The organism is Shewanella ulleungensis (genome assembly GCF_014648315.1).
Classification (GTDB): Bacteria; Pseudomonadota; Gammaproteobacteria; order Enterobacterales; family Shewanellaceae; genus Shewanella; species Shewanella ulleungensis.
In genome coordinates this window covers 669,196-684,562 of record NZ_BMQW01000001.1, presented here as the reverse complement: position 1 = coordinate 684,562, position 15,367 = coordinate 669,196, and the positions used below count along the sequence as shown (strand labels likewise).

The following is a 15,367-nucleotide window of genomic DNA, read 5'->3' as shown; positions in this document are numbered from 1 at the left end:
GCAGCATGCCAATTAAACAAATTTCAGGATGCATTGGTTGTGAGGCTTGCGTTAAAAGTTGCCCAACTGATGTTATCCATATGAATAAATTGACAAATAAAGCAGAAATACGTTATCCGGAAGATTGTCAAATCTGTCATTTATGTAGGCTGTATTGCCCTGTAGGGGCTATCACAATAACGCCTGATAAAAGTATTCCTGTTATGGTTTCTTGGAGGTAATGATGGATCCTAAAGCTAACTTATCGCGTCGTCAGTTTATTGGTATTGCAGGTGGAATTGCTGGTGCCGCAGCATTAGCCAATATTTCGTTTGATGCACCCGCTCAAGAAAACAAACCTAAAATTGACAGTAATGATTTTAATATTGAAAACCGTCATCTTGATGTATTGGTCATTGGTGGCGGTATGGCCGGTGTGTTTGCGGCAGTTAAAGCTCACGATGCTGGGTCTAATGTGCTTATGGTTTCTAAAGGTCGTGTGGGCAGCTCAGGGTTAACTCCTTTTGCAAAAGGTATTTTTAGTTACGACAAAACCAATGCCAAGATCAGTATTGACGAGTTCGTTGCCAAAGTAACTGAGTCAGCCATACAAACGAACAATCCTGTATTTACTCGTCAATTAGCAGAGCATTCTCATGCTCGAGTACAGGAATTAAAGGCTTGGGGCTTCTTTGATTCACCACTTTATCACCACAGTTTTATGAAACCACTAACTGAACGTAACATCGCTATTGAAGAGCGCATAATGATCACTCATCTACTCAAACAAGATGGCCGTGTTGTTGGCGCATCAGGGTTTAGTTTAGATGCGCAAAAAATTGTGCATTATCATGCAAAAACCGTGGTGTTATGCACCGGCGCAGGAGGGTTTAAACCCAATGGATTTCCGGTATGCGACTTAACCCATGACGGCACCATCATGGCTTATAAAATTGGTGCAAAAGTCACCGGTAAAGAATGGAATGATGGTCATCCTGGTTCGGCTAAAAACTCTGGGTCAAGTTACGATAATTGGCATGGTCAAATTGAAGAGAAGCCGTCAATTACGTCTGCGCAAATAAATCATCACTTGGGTGTAGATATGAATTATCAAGCGTACACTCAGGGCGCGCCCGTTATGATGATGCCACCAAGGCCTCAACGCCCAGGAGAGATACCTAAGCAACAAGTTGTAAGTAAGCTAGAAGCGTTTCCTACTGGGCCATTTGTGCCAGAAGCATTTAAACAATCAGGTCCACCACCTAAACCACCAGAAGAAGGTTTTCTACGTAGTTTAGTGTCAAGTAAAGGCCATTCTGGTCCACCGGGTATGGGCGGTGAACAAGTAGGCGGCTCGAGTGCCGGGATGGCAATCCATAAATCTGAAGGTCTTGTGCCAATCAATGCCCAAGGTTTATCGACTATTCCAGGTTTATATGCTGCAGGTGATGCCCTAGGTTCTTATATGTCCGGTGGCATTTATACCCAAATAGGATCGTCATTGGCTGGCTCTGCAGTACAAGGTGCGATAGCAGGGGCTGCTGCGGCAAATGAGAGTTTAGGTATGGCGAGTAAGATGGACGTATCTGAACAATATCTGGCTTTAGTTAACCAGCAAATTTTGGCACCATTAAAGCGTAAACGTGGATATAGTCCTGCATGGGTGACTCAGGTGTTACAAGGTGTGATGATCCCTAATTTTGTACTTTACATTAAAAAAGACCGCATGATGCAAGCAGCGTTAGCGTATGTAGAGGAGCTCAACGAACATCATGTACCTATGTTAATGGCGGATGATTTACATGCGCTGCGCTTAGCTCACGAAACTGAAAATATGATCATCACCGCAGAGATGAAACTCAAAGCATCCATTATGCGTACAGAAAGTCGTTGTAGTCATTATCGTTTAGATTGTCCAGACATTGATTATGAAAACTGGCAAGCGTGGATAAACATCTCTAAAGATGAAAAAGGCAACATGGTGTTAGAAAAACAGCCTTTTGATAGTTGGCCAAATTTTAGTTAACCAAATGAGACAATATACAATGTAATAACAGAAGGCCGACTCAAGTGAGTCGGCCTTCGTGTAGGAACAAAAAGCTATGCGTAGTTATTTAATAACCGCTGCAATTGATTTAGCAAGATAATCCACGTTTGCTTCGCTAATGCCGGCGATGCTAATGCGGCTTGAACCGACCATATAAACACTGTATTGCTGTTTAAGTGTCGCAACTTGTTCAGGGTTAACCCCTAAAAATGAGAACATACCTTTTTGACGGGCAATGAAACTAAAATCGCGATCTACACCGTTAGCAATAAGCTGATTAACGAGCATTTCACGGTTACCGTTAATCCGGTCGCGCATTTCTTTGAGCTCGATTAACCATTGCTGTTTAAGGGCAGGGGTGCCTAAAATGGTTTCAACAATGGCTGCGCCATGTGCAGGTGGCATAGAGTAAATACAACGAATCACATAGAGTAAAACCGATTGAGCGATATCCGCAGTAGCACTGTCTTTAGCGACAATTGAACAAGCGCCAATACGTTCACGGTATAAGCCAAAGTTTTTAGAACATGAGCTGCATAAAATCATGCTGTCTACCGCAGCAGCCATTTGGCGAACGCCGTAAGCATCCTCATCAACACCATCACCAAAGCCTTGATATGCCATGTCTATCAGTGGTGTAAATCCTTGTTTAGCCGTAACCTTAACCACTTCATCCCACTGCTCTGTGGTTAAATCCATGCCGCTAGGGTTGTGACAACAAGCGTGTAATAACACCACATCATCTTTACCAATTGCATTTAAGGTTGCTAGCATTTGATCAAACTTGAGGCTCTTGGTGTCATAATCATAATATGGGTAGGTTTTTACCGTTATACCAGCAGCTTCAAATAAGCCTGTGTGGTTAGCCCAGGTAGGGTCGCTTACCCATAAAACGGCATTAGGATTACAGCGTTTAATAAAGTCAGCAGCAACGCGCAAAGCACCAGTTCCACCTGGGGTTGATACTGTACGTATTCGGTTGGCTATAAGCGCACTGTGGCTGGCACCAAAAGCTAATTCACCCATTAATTGGTTGAATGGCGCAGAACCGGTTGGGCCTATGTATACCTTAGTCGTTTCGGTGTCTAAACGAATTTTTTCAGCGGCTTTTACACAATCTAAAATAGGTGTATGACCCACAGGATCTTTATAAACCCCAACGCCTAAATCAACTTTATTTGCGTGATTGTCTTCGCGGTATTGTGTCAAAAGACCCAAAATTGGATCAGCAGGTAGGGCTTTTAGGGTATCGAACATTAACAGAACCTTGTATTTGCTATTTATACTAAGCATAACGTGCTTTAAACACAGAGTTAAAGTGATTATTGTCGGTTAAGATGATTAATTGCTCCTTGAGATTTTTTCATTTGGAAAGTTAAATGAACAGACAAATAATACTGTCATATCGGGAGATTATCTGCTGTAATGGTGGTCCATTACATTGTTTTGTATTTATATAACGTAAATAGTGAGTGTCGTCGACATAAATAATCGAATTTATACTTGATATTACTGGCATAAGCCGTACTTTGTAAGTTTAAAATCGCTATCGTATAACGTCGATGGCATCTACCTATTGAAATGAATTTGTGCCACTTGATTTACGCTGTCTGGCAATAACTGAGTGATGTTTACCACCAAGATTAACTTGAAGTTAATCCGTAGCAAAAGAAGAAAGCGAATGAAGCAACTGCGTCTTGATACAATTACCTGCATAAACGGCGAAATTAATATTCCTGGCTCTAAAAGCATTTCTAATCGTGCATTATTATTAGCCACACTTGCCAAAGGCAGCACGACTCTAACTAATTTGCTTGACTCAGATGACATCCGATATATGTTGGCATCGCTCAAGCAATTAGGTATTCAGTACAGTTTAAGTGCCGATAAAACCGTTTGTGTCGTAGAAGGTAACTGTGGACCATTATCATCTACCGCAGCACAGCGTTTATTTTTAGGTAACGCAGGCACCGCTATGCGCCCATTATGTGCAGCATTAACACTGGGTCAGGGCGAGTTTACCCTTACCGGTGAGCCTCGCATGGAAGAGCGTCCAATCGGCGATTTAGTTGATGCATTGCGTCAATTAGGTGCTGATGTAACTTATCTTAAAAATGACGGTTTTCCTCCATTAACGATTAATGCTACCGGTCTTAATGGCGGTGATGTTGAAATTGCTGGTGATCTATCAAGTCAGTTTTTAACGGCTTTATTAATGGTTGCACCGCTGACTAAAGACAGCGTTAACATAAAAATCAAAGGCGAATTAGTTTCAAAACCTTATATCGACATCACTATTGCGCTAATGAAACAGTTTGGTGTTGAAGTCATTAATCATCAATATCAACGTTTTGAAATTAAAGCCGGTCAACAGTATGTGTCACCAGGTAAAGTATTAGTAGAAGGCGATGCGTCGTCTGCATCTTACTTTTTAGCTGCGGGTGCCATTCAAGGCGGCGAAGTTAAAGTCACTGGCGTTGGACGTTTAAGCATTCAAGGTGATGTAAAGTTTGCTGACGCACTCGCTAAAATGGGTGCAGAGATTGAGTGGGGCGATGATTACATTATCGCCAGAAAATCGGTACTAAGTGCTATCGAAATGGACATGAACCATATTCCTGATGCCGCTATGACTATTGCTACTGCGGCATTATTTGCCAAAGGCACCACTAAACTGACTAATATTTATAATTGGCGAATTAAAGAAACTGACCGTTTAGCGGCAATGGCAACAGAGCTACGTAAAGTAGGCGCTATTGTGGAAGAAGGTCACGACTACATAACCATTACACCGCCGGCTAAACTCAACACCGCTGATATTGATACCTATAATGATCACCGTATGGCGATGTGTTTTTCAATGATGGCCTTTGCTGATTGTGGCATTACCATTAACGATCCAGACTGTACGTCAAAGACGTTCCCAGACTATTTTGCCCAATTTTCTCGATTAGCAAAATAGCCTAATACCTCAGATTAACTGTCGCCCTTTCGTGTTTTTTTACAATACAAAAGGGCGATCTTAGGGCGTGTTTATTTTTGTTGATAAATTATGCAGTCGGCTATTTTTCGGTCAGATAATCGCAAATGAACGCCGTTTAGCCTGCTAAATAAGTGAATTTGTGGGCAGTATGACCGGAAAATAGCCACTGCCCGTAGGGTTGAGGCTAAAATGGCTTTATGCCGCGTTGGATAATCTCGACGTAGGGCAACTATGCCCACAATTATCCGCCTTGCCTAAATCCATTTTAGCTCTCAACATAAAAAATAAACAAAGATAAACACGCCCTAGTTCTAATTATCGAAAATTCATCAGTAATTAACATTTATTTGTTATACAATGCGCGCGCTCAATTTGGCGAACCCCTTTATTATCAGGGAAGATAGATTATTTTCGGAGGAAATTATGTCTGAACGGTCTCCAGTGATCACAGTTGATGGCCCTAGCGGTGCTGGGAAAGGGACGATATGCCAATTATTGGCACAGCATTTAGGCTGGCATTTATTAGACAGTGGTGCAATTTATCGTGTCTTAGCGTTAGCGGCTTTACATCATGATGTTGAATTAGAAAATGAAGAGGCATTAACACTGTTGGCAGCCCACCTTGATGTACAGTTTCTTACTGGCACAGAACAAGATGCCATTAAAGTGATTTTAGAAGGTGAAGACGTCACGACGACTATCCGCACCCAAGAATGCTCCAATGCAGCATCAAAAGTGGCCGCATTACCACGCGTTCGTGAAGCATTATTACGCCGTCAACGTGCTTTTAGTGCCGCCCCTGGTTTAGTGGCCGATGGTCGTGATATGGGCACGGTAGTTTTTTCCAAAGCACCGGTAAAAATATTTTTAACTGCGTCCGCTGAAGAACGGGCGCAAAGACGCTATAATCAGTTGCAGGACAAGGGCTTCGATGTTAAAATCGACCGCCTTTTAGCTGAAATTATTGAACGAGATGACCGTGATATCAATCGCGCCGCCTCGCCGCTAGTTCCCGCTAAAGATGCACTTGTTATTGATACAAGCGGCATAGGCATTAACGATGTGTTGAAGCAAGTGCTTGAATATGTTGAACAAAAAATTACTGTAGCCTAGTCGAATTCCCGATTAACGCGCACAGTAGGTATTCGTGTTAAGGATGATACGAATAATATTACTAGACTCCACATCTAGGATGGATGGTGGTTTATTTAATGAAAGTAACCTAAAACATGACTGAATCTTTTGCTGATCTATTTGAACAATCCCTTCAAACTCTTGAGTTCCGTCCAGGTTCTATCGTTCGTGGTACAGTTGTTGCCATCGAAAACGGTATGGTACTTGTAGACGCTGGTCTTAAGTCAGAAAGCCCAATCAACGCTGACGAATTCAAAAACGCACAAGGCGTTTTAGAAATTCAAGTTGGTGATGAAGTTGACGTAGCCCTTGACTCTGTTGAAGATGGCTTCGGTGAGACTCAATTGTCTCGCGAAAAAGCTAAGCGTCATGAAGCTTGGATCGTTCTAGAAAAAGCGTACGAAGATGCTGAAACTGTAATCGGTATCATCAATGGTAAAGTTAAAGGTGGTTTCACTGTTGAATTAAACGGTATCCGTGCCTTCTTACCAGGTTCTCTAGTTGACGTGCGCCCAGTTCGCGACACTGCTCACTTAGAGTACAAAGAATTAGAATTCAAAGTTATCAAGCTTGACCAGAAGCGCAACAACGTTGTTGTTTCTCGTCGTGCAGTTATCGAATCTGAAAGCAGTGCTGAGCGTGATGCACTTCTTGAAAATCTACAAGAAGGCCAAGCAGTTAAGGGTATCGTTAAGAACCTTACTGATTACGGTGCATTCGTAGATTTAGGTGGCGTTGACGGTCTATTACATATCACTGATATGGCGTGGAAACGTGTTAAGCACCCATCTGAAATCGTTAATGTTGGTGACGAAATCAACGTTAAAGTTCTTAAGTATGACCGTGAGCGTACTCGCGTATCACTAGGTCTTAAGCAACTTGGCGAAGATCCATGGTTAGAAATCAGCAAGCGTTACCCAGAAAGCACTAAGCTTACTGGTCGCGTAACTAACCTTACTGACTACGGCTGCTTCGTAGAAATCGAAGAAGGCGTTGAAGGTTTAGTACACGTTTCTGAAATGGATTGGACTAACAAAAACATTCACCCATCTAAAGTTGTTAACTTAGGTGATGAAGTTGAAGTGTTAGTACTAGACATCGATGAAGAGCGTCGTCGTATTTCTCTAGGCCTTAAACAGTGTAAAGTTAACCCATGGGATGACTTCGCTACTAAGTTTAACAAAGGCGACAAAGTATCTGGTAAGATCAAGTCAATCACTGACTTCGGTATCTTTATCGGTCTTGACGGTGGAATCGATGGTCTTGTTCACTTATCTGACATTTCTTGGAACGGTACTGGCGAAGACGCAGTTTCTGAATACAAGAAAGGCGACGAAATCCACGCAGTGGTTCTATCTGTAGACCCAGAGCGTGAGCGCATCAGCTTAGGTGTTAAGCAAACTGAAGATGATCCATTCAACGCATACTTAGCTGACAAGAAGAAAGGCACCGTAGTTAACGGTACTGTTTCTGCTGTTGACGCTAAAGGTGTTACAGTTGAATTAGCAGAAACTGTTGAAGGTTACATCCGTGTAGCTGACATCTCTGCAGAGCGCATCGAAGATGCATCTACTGTATACTCAGTAGGTGACGCAATCGAAGCTAAGTTCATGGGTGTAGATCGTAAGAACCGTTCTATCAGCTTATCTATCAAAGCGAAAGATGAAGCTGAACAGAAAGAAGCGATTGCTACTCTGAACAAGCAAGATGACGTTGTAATGAGCAGCGCGATGGCTGAAGCTTTCAAAGCGGCTCGTAAGTAATCGAAAATCGTCTGTTGTATGGGGACTTCGTCCCCATTAGGCGACTGTGTTTGGCTTGATAATATGGGATAGCTAAGATGACAAAATCTGAACTGATCGAAAAACTCGCCACTAGGCAGTCGCAATTGTCTGCGAAAGAAGTGGAAAGTGCAATCAAAGAGATGTTGGAGCAAATGGCAACAACATTAGAAAGCGGTGATCGTATCGAAATCCGTGGCTTTGGTAGTTTTTCTCTTCACTATCGTGCACCTCGTACTGGTCGTAACCCAAAAACAGGCACATCTGTTGATTTGGAAGGCAAGTATGTACCGCACTTTAAGCCAGGCAAAGAACTGCGCGAACGTGTCGATGCTGTTAATGTTTGATTAACGCTTTAAAAAAAGCCTCCTTTTGGAGGCTTTTTTGTATCTAATCACAGTCAATGCTGGTCAGCTCTGTAAATTTCTTGGATAATCATTATATTGATGCGTATACATGGAGAATCGCGTGAGATCTTTTATTGTTATTGTACTAATTGGTTTACTATTTGTTTTAGCTTTATTATTTGGAGCTAAAAACGAACAAGTTGTAACGTTGAGTTACTTTATCGCAGAAGGTGAATATCGCTTACCGGTTGTGCTTGCTACCGTGTTTTTTAGCGGGTTTATTCTGAGCTGGATATTTGCAAGTTATCACATCATTAAGCTCAAATTGGCGTTACGTAAAAGTAATAAAGCATTGAAAAAGTTCACTGCAGTAGATGCAATAAACATCGACGTAACCCCAAAGGATCAAGCTGTCTAGTATGCTAGAAATCTTGTTCCTGTTGTTGCCCATAGCCGCCGGATACGGTTGGTATATGGGGCGACGCAGTATTCGCCATAGCGATAGCCAACAAAGTAAAAAATTAAGTCGGGATTATTTTACCGGGCTTAATTTCTTACTGTCTAATGAGTCTGATAAAGCCGTAGACTTATTTATTAGCATGCTAGATGTAGATGATGAAACCATCGATACCCATTTATCTTTAGGGTCTTTGTTTCGTAAACGTGGTGAAGTTGACCGTTCCATCCGCATCCATCAAAATTTAATTGCCCGTCCAAGCCTCACTAATGAGCAGCGCGATATTGCGATGATGGAATTGGGCAAAGATTACATGGCAGCGGGTTTTTACGACCGTGCAGAAGAAATATTTCTTAATCTGGTTAGCCAAGATGATCACAGTGAAGAAGCTGAAACCCAGCTTATATTGATTTATCAGGTTACCAAAGAATGGCAAAATGCCATTGATATCACCAAGCGTTTACCGCGCAAACGTCAGCAAGTCCTTAAATGTACTACCGCCCATTTTTATTGCCAACTTGCAGATGAAGCCAGCAACGATGGCGATAAAATAAAAAAACTGCAGCAAGCCATTAAACAAGACAATAAATGCGGTCGTGCCTGGTTAACGCTTGCCAAAATCTATCTCGATGCAGGCCAATTTGATTTATGTAAGCAGGCAATATCTGAATTAAAAGCTGCTGATATTGATCTGTTCGCCGATGTGGTGGCGATTGCAAAGCAAGTTTACCGAGATACCCAAGACCCTGATGGTTTTCACGAACTATTAGCTAAAGCGATTGCCGATGGTGCAGGTGCCAGTGTAGTCGTGGCGTTAGCTGAACATAAAATCAGTGTTAATCAACATCAAAGTGCTGAGACCATGATGCTCGATAACTTATATCGCCATCCGACGATGAAAGGCTTTCAGCATTTAATGAAGTTACACATTAAACAAGCTGAAGATGGCCAAGCGAAACAAAGCTTATCGATGCTAGAGCAACTTGTAGAACAACAAATTAAATTCCGTCCAAGTTACCGCTGTACTGCCTGTGGATTTCCATCACACAGTTTATATTGGCATTGCCCGTCTTGTAAGCAATGGGGCAGTATAAAGCGCATTAAAGGCCTCGACGGTGAGTAAAACCCTTCACTATAATAATTAACAAATGCTATTGCCGCTGGAGTCCAAATGACTGATAAACCCATTGTAGTTGCTCTCGACTATGACAATAAAGCCGATGCCCTGACTTTCATTGATAAACTCGACCCAACCATGTGTCGTTTAAAAATCGGCAAAGAGATGTTTACCTTATTTGGCCCACAATTAGTCAAAGACATTCACAGCCGTGATTTTGATTTATTCCTTGATTTAAAGTTTCACGATATTCCCAATACTGTAGCTAAAGCCGTAGCCGCAGCAGCAGATTTAGGTGTGTGGATGACAAACGTGCATGCGAGTGGTGGATTAGCCATGATGCAAGCGGCGAAAAATGCCTTAGTGCCGTTTGGTAAAGATGCACCATTGTTAATTGCTGTTACAGTATTAACGTCTATGTCGGATGAAGATTTAGCCTTGCTCGGCATTAATGTGCCCGCATTTGAGCATGTACTGCGTCTGGCTAAACTGACTCATCAAGCGGGTCTTGATGGTGTAGTGTGTTCAGCTCAAGAGGCTAAATTATTAAAATCATCGTTCGGTCAGGATTTTACTCTAGTCACACCTGGGATCCGTCCAGCTGGCAGTGATTCAGGCGATCAACATCGGGTCATGACGCCACCGCAAGCGATTGCAGCAGGTTCGGATTATTTGGTTATTGGCCGTCCTATTACACAAGCCCCCGATCCATTAGCCGCGCTAAAAGCGATACATCAATCGCTTCAAGTATAAATGTTGTAATTTTAATCAAGACAAACCAATAAGGGATGACGATGATAAATAACACAGGTTTTACTGACAAGGGTTTTGATTACGCAGGTAAGAATGTGGTTGTAGTGGGTGGTACATCAGGTATCAATCTGCAAGTCGCTATTGCTTTTGCCAAAGCCGGAGCAAATGTTGCTGTTGCGAGTCGTAACATCGATAAAGTTAATGCTGCGGTAGAACAACTTAAGCAAGCCAATCCTCAAGCACAACATGTTGGTGTTAGTTTTGATGTGCGTGACAACGAAGCGCTAACCATTGGGTTTAACACTATCGCTGACGCATTTGGACAAATCGATGTATTAATCAGTGGTGCAGCAGGTAATTTTCCGGCAAGCGCCGCTAAATTGTCTAACAATGGCTTTAAGTCTGTAATTGATATTGATTTGATTGGGAGTTTTCAGGTACTTAAACAAGCTTATCCATTATTGGCACGCCCAGGTGCGAGTATTATTCAAATTTCGGCGCCACAAGCGTATATTGCCATGCCATTACAGGTGCACGTGTGTGCAGCTAAAGCGGGCGTTGATATGTTAACTCGCACATTAGCACTTGAGTGGGGCGTAGAAGGCGTTCGTATTAATTCTATTGTGCCAGGTCCGATTTCCGACACAGAAGGCTTTAACCGATTGGCGCCGAGTGATAAATTACAACAACGTGTTGCCGACAGTGTGCCATTAAAGCGTAACGGCAAAGGCCAAGACATTGCTAACGCAGCATTATTTCTTGCATCCGACATGGCATCGTACATTACCGGTGTGGTATTACCAGTTGATGGCGGTTGGTCATTAGGCGGTGCCAGTATTGCGATGACTGAATTAGGCGATATTGCCGCGAAACATGGTCTGTAACACTTCATTATTTAAAGGTAGAAAATCATGGCAAATGCATTACAAGATCAATTATTAAAAGCCGGTCTTGCCAGCAAGCAAAAAGTACGAGATGTAAAGACCCAGCAACGTCGTAATAAGAAAGCCAAAGTCGATGATGGCAGTTCAGAGCTTAAACAACAAATTGCCGAGCAAAAATTAGAACAAGCGAAAAAAGACAAAGCATTAAATGAACAGCGCTTTGCACAAGCGTCTGAAAAAGGTCAAGTACGCGGATTAATTACTGAGTTTTCTAAATTTGCCATCAAGATCCCAAAAGATGCTGAGCTTAAGTTTAACTACACCTTAGAAAACAAAATTTACTCCTTATACATTACGGATAAAATTCAAGCTGAATTGCTTAATGGAACCCTAGGAATTGTACGCCACGAAGACAAAAGCTATCTAGTGCCACACAAATTAGCAGAACGGGTCAAATTACTCGTGCCTCAATGGTGTGGATATTTGTGGGACAAAGCAGCCAAAGATGCTGTTGCTCAAGTCAGTGATGCTAACGATCCGTATGCTGATTACGCAATTCCTGATGATTTAATGTGGTAATGGTTATCAGTATAAGCCTCTTCAATGAGGCTTTTTTTATGGCTCGTTATCTTATTTATATGCCCGTTCATCAGTAATTGTTATTATTTGTTTTCTGTTGTTGGTTTTGCTGTTAGCGCAAAGACTTGCTGACAATACGCTAAATGATGGCGGATATTATCTAAAAACTGTGATGCCTGATAATCCACTAAATACCAATAACTTGCTTGAGTTTGCGGGTATTCATTATAGAACAAGGCTTCAGCTGTAATTAAATCATCTTGTGTAGCATACGATAACCAATGCACGCTGGGTAAATTACTCAACGCAGCGAGTAGGGCGTATTGTAAATCCACTTGAACAGGGCGCTCAGTGGTGACTTGTAATGCTAAAGACTGCGCCGTTGCCAAGCTAAATGCAGGCTGATTATCTAGTTTACTTCGACGTACATAATCACTTAATAATACTTCAAATGGGTTGATATCTGGCTGTTCAACTCGTGTATCAAGTTCTGCAGGAATTGACGCTTGATCGATTAATAACTCCGGCCATACGATGGTGTTATGCGTTAACGTTAATCCTAACGCTAGCCGACGTTCCCCAAGCCAATTATGAACCATGCAAGGTAAATGTTCGTCTGCAGGCAAAGATGACGAACGGCTTAATTTTGGCATTAACGACATACGCTGTACAGATACTTGTGATGCCACCATTGTCATTAAAAAGCTGGTCACTAAACCAGATGATGGCCAACAATTAAGTTGCTGGTTTAGCGTGTCAGCGACTTGAGTGAGTAACGACACTAATTGATCATTATCAGGGCTGTTGTTAACCACAAAAGCATGGCTTGATTCAGCATAAGGTCCGTTGCAAATATTGATTACATTTGGTGCTTGATGTTGGGTAGCATTAAACACAAAGTTGTGACCCTCTGTAGTAGGTTGCCACTCTCCTTGACCATTACCAATAATAGTAACATTTTGGTAAGGTTGAATATTATTGGGTTTAGTTGCGACGGACTTATCTGAAGAAGGCATTATTTCAAGTTCACTTTTAACGTATCGACATCATTGCGTGTTCATCATCACTTAAAGCGAATGACACTGCTAAGTAAGCAATTGTAACCCATTGATCTGGCATTATGTCGATAAACTTAGTGAAATCTTAAAAGGTCACACTTTGGTTAAAAAACCTTTCCATTTTGTTACGCTTTAGTATAAATTAAAACAACTGTTTTAATTATTTGTTTGAGAGAACTTTATGTACCCATATCAAGCCCCATTAAAAGACATGCAATTCTTGTTAGAACAGGTTTTTGATGCGCCTGCAACATGGGAACAACTTCCTGCAATGGCAGAGACTGTTGACATGGATACAGCATTGGCGATTTTAGATGAATCAGCCAAAATTAGCCGTGATCTATTACAACCTTTAAACCGCAATGGCGATGAGCAGGGCGTTGTTCACAATGGCAATGACATCATTACGCCAGATGGTTTTAAAGAAGCCTATAACCAATTTGCCGAAGGCGGTTGGGTAGGTTTATGCGGGGAAGCAGACTTTGGCGGTATGGGTATGCCTAAAATGTTAGGTGTATTGGTTGACGAAATGGGCTACAGCACATGTAACTCTTTCACACTTTATAATTCTCTTACTGCAGGGGCTGCATTGTGTATTCATGCTCACGCAAGCGATGAATTAAAGCAAACTTACTTACCGAATTTATATTCTGGCCAATGGGCTGGCGCAATGGACATGACAGAACCACATGCGGGTTCTGATTTAAAAGGTATTCGTACTAAAGCAGAGCCTTTAGATGACGGCAGCTATGCTATTACCGGCAACAAGATTTTCATTACTGGCGGCGACCAGGATTTAACTGAAAACGTTATCCACTTAGTCTTGGCAAAATTACCAAACTCAAAAGGAATTTCGTTATTCCTAGTGCCAAAAATCAGTGTCAATGCTGATGGTAGCTTAGGCGAAGCTAACGGTGTTACGGTAGGTTCAATTGAACACAAAATGGGTCTTAAAGCCTCTGCAACGTGTGTCATGAATTATGATAATGCCAAAGGTTTCTTAGTTGGTGAGCCAGATCGTGGTTTGGTGTGCATGTTCACTATGATGAACTACGAACGTTTAGCCATTGGTTTACAAGGCTTAGGTAACGGTCAAGCTGCTTATCAAATGGCCAGCGATTATGCTAAAGAGCGTTTACAAGGTGTTGCAGCAGCAGGTTCTGCAACTGGCGCTGTGTCTGATCCTATTATTGTCCATGGTGATGTGCGTCGAATGCTACTCACTATACGCGCCATGACTGAAGCGGGCCGTGCATTGTCTGTGTATACCGGCAAACAACTGGATTTAGCTAAGTATGCCAGCGGTGAAGTACAAGCCAAAGCCGCACGTTATGTTGGTTTACTTACACCAGTTTCGAAAGCGTTCTTAACCGATCGTGGCTTAGATAGTACGATAATGGGCCAGCAAGTGTTTGGTGGTCATGGTTATATACGTGAAACCGGTATAGAGCAGTTTGTGCGTGATACCCGTATTGCACAGATTTATGAAGGCACCAATGGTATTCAAGCCATTGACTTTTTAGGTCGCAAAATTACTTACGACAATGTGGCTACATTGACTGAATTTGTTGCTGAAGTGAATGCAAGCCTTGTTGAGTTAACTCAGGCTAATGCTGAACATAAAGCTACCGTGAGTAAGGTATTTGCTGAGTTATTAGTGACAGCCAATTACATCAACGACAATAAGAAAACCCAACCAGCACTGGTTAACTCATGTGCCGTTGATTTCTTAGACGCGTTTGGTTATGCACTTTATGGTTACTTCTGGTTGTTAATGGCAGATAAATCCTCAAGCCACGAAGACACGACATTTGCAGCACAAAAACAGTATGTTGCTGATTTTTACATGGATAAGCTACTGACTAAGTCTCAATATCATTTATCACAAGTTAATCAAGGTGATAAGTCTATTATGGCCATGCCAGCAGAGATGTTCTAAACCACGTTTGTTGATAATAGACAACACAATAAGCCTTCCTAATGGAAGGCTTTTTTTATTTATGACGTTCTTAATGTTGCTAATAGCGGTATTTATTTGCTGCGTTTCCAATATATAAACGCCACAATTGCAACCAAAGCGATTGCGGGTGCAAGATCCATTAAATGGTGGAACAGTCCAACACCACCATGTCCCTCATGTGCCATAGCAATAGATGGAGTAGCGGCAAGGATAAAGGCAAGTGATAAGTATTTCATGGTGTGGTCCTTTTATTGTGTTCACTTTTGTCGTTATTGTGTTCTATCGTTT

The 15,367-nt window shown here is 42.0% G+C and carries 15 protein-coding genes; 12 read left to right on the top strand and 3 right to left on the bottom strand.

Annotation, left to right across the window (positions count from 1 at the left end; genetic code table 11):
• The first annotated feature begins 5 nt into the window (after positions 1-5).
• Both IEY40_RS02855 and IEY40_RS02850 read left to right on the top strand, forming a co-directional pair.
• On the top strand, positions 6-221 hold the full coding sequence (locus tag IEY40_RS02855; protein WP_188953117.1) for a 4Fe-4S dicluster domain-containing protein: 216 nt from the start codon (positions 6-8) through the stop codon (positions 219-221).
• Entirely contained in the window at positions 221-2,005 is a 1,785-nt protein-coding gene (locus IEY40_RS02850) for an FAD-dependent oxidoreductase (protein WP_188953116.1), read from the top strand. Before IEY40_RS02855 ends, IEY40_RS02850 begins: the two co-directional genes overlap by 1 nt.
• Positions 2,006-2,089: 84 nt before the next feature.
• Here the strand turns inward: IEY40_RS02850 and IEY40_RS02845 are convergent, their stop codons facing one another.
• Positions 2,090-3,283, bottom strand: a complete 1,194-nt coding sequence (locus tag IEY40_RS02845; RefSeq protein WP_188953114.1) for an amino acid aminotransferase — start codon at positions 3,281-3,283, stop codon at positions 2,090-2,092.
• Positions 3,284-3,707: 424 nt separating this feature from the next.
• Between IEY40_RS02845 and aroA the strand changes: the two genes are divergently transcribed.
• The 9 genes from aroA (at position 3,708) to IEY40_RS02800 (ending at position 12,061) form a co-directional block, all read left to right on the top strand.
• Positions 3,708-4,988 (top strand): 3-phosphoshikimate 1-carboxyvinyltransferase, encoded by a 1,281-nt coding sequence (gene aroA / locus IEY40_RS02840; protein ID WP_188953112.1) that lies wholly within the window; start codon positions 3,708-3,710, stop codon positions 4,986-4,988.
• Positions 4,989-5,432: 444 nt separating this feature from the next.
• On the top strand, positions 5,433-6,122 hold the full coding sequence (gene cmk / locus IEY40_RS02835; RefSeq protein WP_188953110.1) for a (d)CMP kinase: 690 nt from the start codon (positions 5,433-5,435) through the stop codon (positions 6,120-6,122).
• Between the two features lie 116 nt (positions 6,123-6,238).
• Complete coding sequence (gene rpsA, locus IEY40_RS02830; protein ID WP_188953108.1) at positions 6,239-7,906, top strand: 30S ribosomal protein S1; 1,668 nt, start codon at positions 6,239-6,241, stop codon at positions 7,904-7,906.
• Positions 7,907-7,983: 77 nt separating this feature from the next.
• A complete protein-coding gene (ihfB, locus tag IEY40_RS02825; RefSeq protein WP_188953106.1) occupies positions 7,984-8,271 on the top strand; it encodes an integration host factor subunit beta in 288 nt (95 codons plus the stop codon).
• Positions 8,272-8,392: 121 nt separating this feature from the next.
• Complete coding sequence (locus tag IEY40_RS02820) at positions 8,393-8,689, top strand: LapA family protein (RefSeq protein ID WP_188953104.1); 297 nt, start codon at positions 8,393-8,395, stop codon at positions 8,687-8,689.
• Position 8,690: 1 nt separating this feature from the next.
• Positions 8,691-9,851, top strand: a complete 1,161-nt coding sequence (lapB, locus tag IEY40_RS02815) for a lipopolysaccharide assembly protein LapB (protein ID WP_188953102.1) — start codon at positions 8,691-8,693, stop codon at positions 9,849-9,851.
• A gap of 48 nt (positions 9,852-9,899) precedes the next feature.
• On the top strand, positions 9,900-10,598 hold the full coding sequence (pyrF, locus tag IEY40_RS02810) for an orotidine-5'-phosphate decarboxylase (protein WP_188953100.1): 699 nt from the start codon (positions 9,900-9,902) through the stop codon (positions 10,596-10,598).
• 41 nt (positions 10,599-10,639) lie between these two features.
• The gene (locus IEY40_RS02805) at positions 10,640-11,482 is read left to right on the top strand and encodes an SDR family oxidoreductase (RefSeq protein ID WP_188953098.1); all 843 of its coding nucleotides are present in this window, start codon (positions 10,640-10,642) and stop codon (positions 11,480-11,482) included.
• A gap of 27 nt (positions 11,483-11,509) precedes the next feature.
• Positions 11,510-12,061: a DUF2058 domain-containing protein gene (locus IEY40_RS02800; RefSeq protein ID WP_188953096.1), complete on the top strand. Its 552-nt coding sequence runs from the start codon at positions 11,510-11,512 to the stop codon at positions 12,059-12,061.
• A gap of 83 nt (positions 12,062-12,144) precedes the next feature.
• Here IEY40_RS02800 and IEY40_RS02795 read toward each other — a convergent pair whose 3' ends face one another.
• Positions 12,145-13,077, bottom strand: a complete 933-nt coding sequence (locus IEY40_RS02795; RefSeq protein ID WP_188953094.1) for a hypothetical protein — start codon at positions 13,075-13,077, stop codon at positions 12,145-12,147.
• Positions 13,078-13,300: 223 nt separating this feature from the next.
• On the opposite strand from IEY40_RS02795, the gene IEY40_RS02790 reads away from it, so the two are divergent.
• Positions 13,301-15,058, top strand: coding sequence for an acyl-CoA dehydrogenase C-terminal domain-containing protein (locus tag IEY40_RS02790; RefSeq protein WP_188953092.1), 1,758 nt, complete (start codon positions 13,301-13,303; stop codon positions 15,056-15,058).
• Between the two features lie 92 nt (positions 15,059-15,150).
• Here IEY40_RS02790 and IEY40_RS02785 read toward each other — a convergent pair whose 3' ends face one another.
• Positions 15,151-15,315: a hypothetical protein gene (locus IEY40_RS02785; RefSeq protein ID WP_188953090.1), complete on the bottom strand. Its 165-nt coding sequence runs from the start codon at positions 15,313-15,315 to the stop codon at positions 15,151-15,153.
• Between the last annotated feature and the right edge of the window lie 52 nt (positions 15,316-15,367).

Bases quoted from the DNA above. Each gene is read 5' to 3' on its own strand.
- IEY40_RS02855 (WP_188953117.1), top strand. From the start codon at position 6: ATGCCAATTAAACAAATTTCAGGATGCATTGGTTGTGAGGCTTGCGTT.
- IEY40_RS02850 (WP_188953116.1), top strand. From the start codon at position 221: ATGATGGATCCTAAAGCTAACTTATCGCGTCGTCAGTTTATTGGTATT.
- IEY40_RS02845 (WP_188953114.1), bottom strand. From the start codon at position 3,283: ATGTTCGATACCCTAAAAGCCCTACCTGCTGATCCAATTTTGGGTCTT.
- aroA (WP_188953112.1), top strand. From the start codon at position 3,708: ATGAAGCAACTGCGTCTTGATACAATTACCTGCATAAACGGCGAAATT.
- cmk (WP_188953110.1), top strand. From the start codon at position 5,433: ATGTCTGAACGGTCTCCAGTGATCACAGTTGATGGCCCTAGCGGTGCT.
- rpsA (WP_188953108.1), top strand. From the start codon at position 6,239: ATGACTGAATCTTTTGCTGATCTATTTGAACAATCCCTTCAAACTCTT.
- ihfB (WP_188953106.1), top strand. From the start codon at position 7,984: ATGACAAAATCTGAACTGATCGAAAAACTCGCCACTAGGCAGTCGCAA.
- lapB (WP_188953102.1), top strand. From the start codon at position 8,691: ATGCTAGAAATCTTGTTCCTGTTGTTGCCCATAGCCGCCGGATACGGT.
- pyrF (WP_188953100.1), top strand. From the start codon at position 9,900: ATGACTGATAAACCCATTGTAGTTGCTCTCGACTATGACAATAAAGCC.
- IEY40_RS02805 (WP_188953098.1), top strand. From the start codon at position 10,640: ATGATAAATAACACAGGTTTTACTGACAAGGGTTTTGATTACGCAGGT.
- IEY40_RS02800 (WP_188953096.1), top strand. From the start codon at position 11,510: ATGGCAAATGCATTACAAGATCAATTATTAAAAGCCGGTCTTGCCAGC.
- IEY40_RS02795 (WP_188953094.1), bottom strand. From the start codon at position 13,077: ATGCCTTCTTCAGATAAGTCCGTCGCAACTAAACCCAATAATATTCAA.
- IEY40_RS02790 (WP_188953092.1), top strand. From the start codon at position 13,301: ATGTACCCATATCAAGCCCCATTAAAAGACATGCAATTCTTGTTAGAA.
- IEY40_RS02785 (WP_188953090.1), bottom strand. From the start codon at position 15,315: ATGAAATACTTATCACTTGCCTTTATCCTTGCCGCTACTCCATCTATT.